At 42.5% G+C, this 4,203-nt stretch carries 3 protein-coding genes; all 3 read left to right on the forward strand.

Features of this window, described 5'->3' with window-relative positions; translation table 11 throughout:
• The first annotated feature begins 388 nt into the window (after positions 1–388).
• The 3 genes from lysA (at position 389) to uppS (ending at position 3,557) form a co-directional block, all read left to right on the forward strand.
• Positions 389–1,813 carry a diaminopimelate decarboxylase gene (gene lysA / locus P9B04_RS15535; RefSeq protein WP_342055898.1) on the forward strand — a complete coding sequence of 475 codons (1,425 nt, stop codon included), beginning with the start codon at positions 389–391 and terminating at the stop codon, positions 1,811–1,813.
• A gap of 104 nt (positions 1,814–1,917) precedes the next feature.
• Positions 1,918–2,799: a diadenylate cyclase CdaA gene (cdaA, locus tag P9B04_RS15540; protein WP_342055900.1), complete on the forward strand. Its 882-nt coding sequence runs from the start codon at positions 1,918–1,920 to the stop codon at positions 2,797–2,799.
• Positions 2,796–3,557 carry a polyprenyl diphosphate synthase gene (uppS, locus tag P9B04_RS15545; RefSeq protein ID WP_342055899.1) on the forward strand — a complete coding sequence of 254 codons (762 nt, stop codon included), beginning with the start codon at positions 2,796–2,798 and terminating at the stop codon, positions 3,555–3,557. The genes cdaA and uppS overlap by 4 nt, the downstream gene beginning before the upstream one ends.
• The last annotated feature ends 646 nt before the right edge of the window (positions 3,558–4,203 follow it).

A 4,203-nucleotide genomic window follows, 5' to 3' on the forward strand; every position in this document is an offset into this window, starting at 1 on the left:
TGCTAATTGCTTATTTTTTTGTTTTGTTTTTTCTTCATGAATAATGCAGGCTAGACCGTGTATAGGGGAAATTTTTGAGTAAGGGTTAAAAGGGTATAACCATTGTGAAACAGCACAAGAAATCCTTAAGTCAATCTGGCCCGGTTAAACACTACCTTGAATCATCACAATAATTAAGTAGCCAAATCTGTTTGTAAAGCTGCGTTCAAAAGAACAAGGTGAAAAGTGGAATAAGGTAGTATTAGTATGAGAGTAGAAGCAACTATGATCATGACATTGGGGCTAAAATTTCACCCTGGAAACAATTTTAGTCCTATTTTCAAGTCTGCTTGACTCCCCTAAGTCTCGCAGTTGCCTAACCAAGTTACACCAAATAGATCAGCAAATCATGATAGCGACACCTAGCACAACTCCTCACACGGGACAAGACTACCTACAAAAAAATCCCACAGGAACAGAGACGCGATCGCCTAACCAGTCCTTATTACCCCTAACCGCCAACATTAACTCGCGCGACAACTTGGAAATCGGTGGTTGCGATCTAAAGACCTTGGTTGAGCAATTTGGTTCCCCCCTGTACATCCTCGACGAAATCACCCTCAGAACCGCTTGCCGTCAGTACCGAGATTTTTTCCAAACCTACTATCAAGGGGAGTCTCAAGTCATTTACGCCTCAAAAGCTTGGAGTTCTCTGGCTGTTGTTGCTGTCATCGCCACAGAAGACTTGGGCTTCGATGTGGTGTCTGGAGGCGAACTCCATACAACGCAAAAAGCACTGACACAAATGGGCTATTCTAATCAAGAAATCGCTCAAAAAATTTACTTTCACGGCAACAATAAATCCGTTGCCGAACTCAAACAAGCCATAGAAATCGGTTGTACCATTATTGTTGATAATTGGGTGGAACTGCAAACCATCCCTCAACTGGCTCAAAATCTTTCCCAACAGACCATTCCCATTTTAATCAGACTAACCCCAGGTATCGAATGTCACACCCACGATTACATTCGCACCGGACACCTAGACAGTAAATTTGGTTTCGATCCCAATCAAATAGAGGCCGTCTTCAGCTACATCGCCGAACAAAAATCCCTAGATTGTCGAGGGTTACACGCCCATATTGGTTCCCAAATCTTCGAGAGACAACCCCACCAAGATCTAGCCGGAGTTTTAGTAGAATGGCTAAAAATTGGGCAAGAATACGGCTTGACCTTACCTGTATTAAACATCGGGGGAGGTTTGGGGATTCGTTACACAGAAGAGGACGATCCCCCCAGTATCGAAGAATGGGTCAAAGCGGTCAGCGAAGCCGTCATGAAAGCCTGTCAACGCTGTGGTGTACCCTTACCCAAACTGATCGCCGAACCTGGGCGATCGCTCATTGGTTCCGCCTGTGTCACAGCTTATACAGTGGGTAGTCAGAAAGAAATTCCCGAACTGCGTACCTACATCGCCGTAGATGGGGGAATGTCCGATAATCCCCGTCCCATCACCTACCAATCCGCCTATAGCGTAGTTCTGGGAAACAAAATGTCCGCCCAAATCAATCAAACTGTAACCATTGCAGGAAAACACTGCGAATCAGGAGACATTTTAATTAAAGATGCTCAGTTGCCTCAAACCCATCCAGGAGATATTCTAGTAATCATGGGGACTGGTGCATACAACTATAGTATGGCTTCTAACTATAATCGCTTGCCCCGTCCTGCTGCGGTTTTGGTTAATAATGGAGAAGCTAACTTGATTTTAAGACGGGAAACTTACGACGATCTTATCCGACAAGATTGTTTACCCCAAAAGCTTCTCTCTTAATTCCCATATTCTTAACCCCAAATTGTTCCCATTGAGCATCCACCTTGTCATTTTACTTCCTGTCAAGTCAGCCTCCTGCGGAAAACTGGACACGGCCAGACGTAATTCAAGAGCTAATTTACAACAGCATTGATATTGGTCTAGTTTTACTACTAACCTATTTAATGCTTCTTGCTATTGGTGAGCGTCGTACCCTGTACATGGTTCGGGGGCTTATTATTCTTATGTTAGCAGCAGTGATCAGCGAAAAGCTCCAACTGACACTGCTACAGTTTGTCCTGGAAAAATTGGTTTTAGGGGCAGCGGTGGCTATGGCTGTCATTTTCCAAGGAGAATTTCGGCGTTTTCTAGAATTGCTCGGACAGGGGAAAATTTTACAATTCTTTAAACGAAAACCTAGCAACATCAAACCCAATAATGTGGTTGACGAACTGGTAGAAGCTGTCAGAGAACTTTCCCAAAACCGCACAGGAGCATTGATTGTTATTGAAACCACCGGCCCGATTGATATGAGGGTGTTTGTGGATCAAGGGGTGCCCATCGACGGGGAAATTTCTAAAGCCCTGTTACAAACCATTTTTCAGCCCAAAACCCTACTTCACGATGGCGCAGTTTTTATTCGGGGAACCCGCATCATCTCCGCAGGAGTCATTTTACCTCTCTCCGATAAAACCTTCTCCCGTCAACTGGGGACAAGACATAGGGCTGCTATGGGTATTACAGAAGTGATCGATCAATGTTTGTGCATCATTGTCTCTGAAGAAACCGGTTCTATTTCCCTCGCAGAAAAAGGGGTCTTGGATCGTCCCCTAACTAGCAGTAAACTAAAGGAGCTACTAGACAAAAAATTTGCCCTACTGGTCAAAGGAGAGTCTGTAGCCCCTGGATGGGGTCTTCTCAGTCGTGTTATCGGCTCAGATGGAAGACGCTTCCTACAAACAACCTTTCGTGTATTGTCATCGAACTCATCAGAAGAGAAGAAATGACTGTTAAGCAGCCTATTGTGTTAAAGGAATTACCCACCGATCTTGACCCAGACCTTCTCCCCCAACATATTGCCGTTATTATGGACGGTAATGGCCGTTGGGCAAAACGTCGCAGCCTCCCTCGTATCATGGGACATCAACGAGGAGTAGATACCCTCAAAGATTTACTCCGTTGTTGTCGAGATTGGGGTATTCCTGCTCTGACAGCCTATGCTTTTTCTACGGAAAATTGGGGGCGACCCCTTGAAGAAGTAGATTTTTTGATGACTCTGTTTGAGCGAGTTCTACGCCGTGAACTTCAGGAAATGATGACTGAAAACGTCAGAATTCGTTTTGTGGGAGATTTAGATGTGTTAAGTCCTTCCCTACAGTCAGAAATCTCTCGCTCGATGGAAGATACAGAAAATAATACTGGGGTTCAATTTACTGTAGCCACTAATTATGGTGGTCGCCAGGAAATTGTCCAAAGTTGTCGGGCGATCGCACAACAGGTAAAACAGGGATTGCTAAAATTAGATGATATCGATGAAAGTTTGTTTGAAAATTATTTATACACTAAAGATATCCCCGACCCTGACCTTTTAATTCGTACCAGTGGAGAGATGCGGATCAGTAATTTTCTTTTGTGGCAACTAGCTTATGCAGAAATTTACGTGACTCAAACCTTGTGGCCGGATTTTGATCGTCATGCTCTCCACGATGCTTTATTAAATTATCAGCAACGAGAAAGACGGTTTGGGAAAGTAGGAAAGACTTAATCTAAGATTCAGTAGATCAAAAAGATACTAAGGAATGTGGATTTTACTGATATCTTGCACCAGTATAGGAAAACTTAAATTAGTTAGCCGTCAGCAGTCAGCGTTCAGCATTCGTTTAATCTTACTGACAGTAGATGATAGGGATTCATATTTTTCATCTACTGATCTTCATTTTCCTCTAAATACAAACACACTTGACGGGGTGACAAGAATTGGAAAAAACCGATCAAAGAAAGGTTTCAGAATCTAGGTTGACTAAAAAATCAACCTATTTAATAGTGGTGATGATTATTAAGCCGTTTAGTATAACTCAAATTAATATAGTGATGAAGAAAATTATCACGATTATTTCTATCAGGTTGTTGTTAAAAAAATTAGACAGAATAAAATAACCAATCTGTCTTGATTGAGAGCTTTTTCTAGTATATAATGAAGATAAGAACTGAAAGATTAACTAATAGCAGCTAAGACTTTTAATCCTTGTTTATAGCGTTTCTCGGACTCATGAGGTACACCTAACTTCTGCCTCCTGCCCCCTGCCTTCTGCCTCAAAGAGATAACTTCTGTAACTCACAAGTATGGGAACTGCTATATATTCATTGATTTTGTGCCAGTTTAATTCCATCAATTCTTCGGTTATAAAAGA

Source organism: Crocosphaera sp. Alani8 (genome assembly GCF_038442745.1).
GTDB lineage: Bacteria > Cyanobacteriota > Cyanobacteriia > Cyanobacteriales > Microcystaceae > Crocosphaera.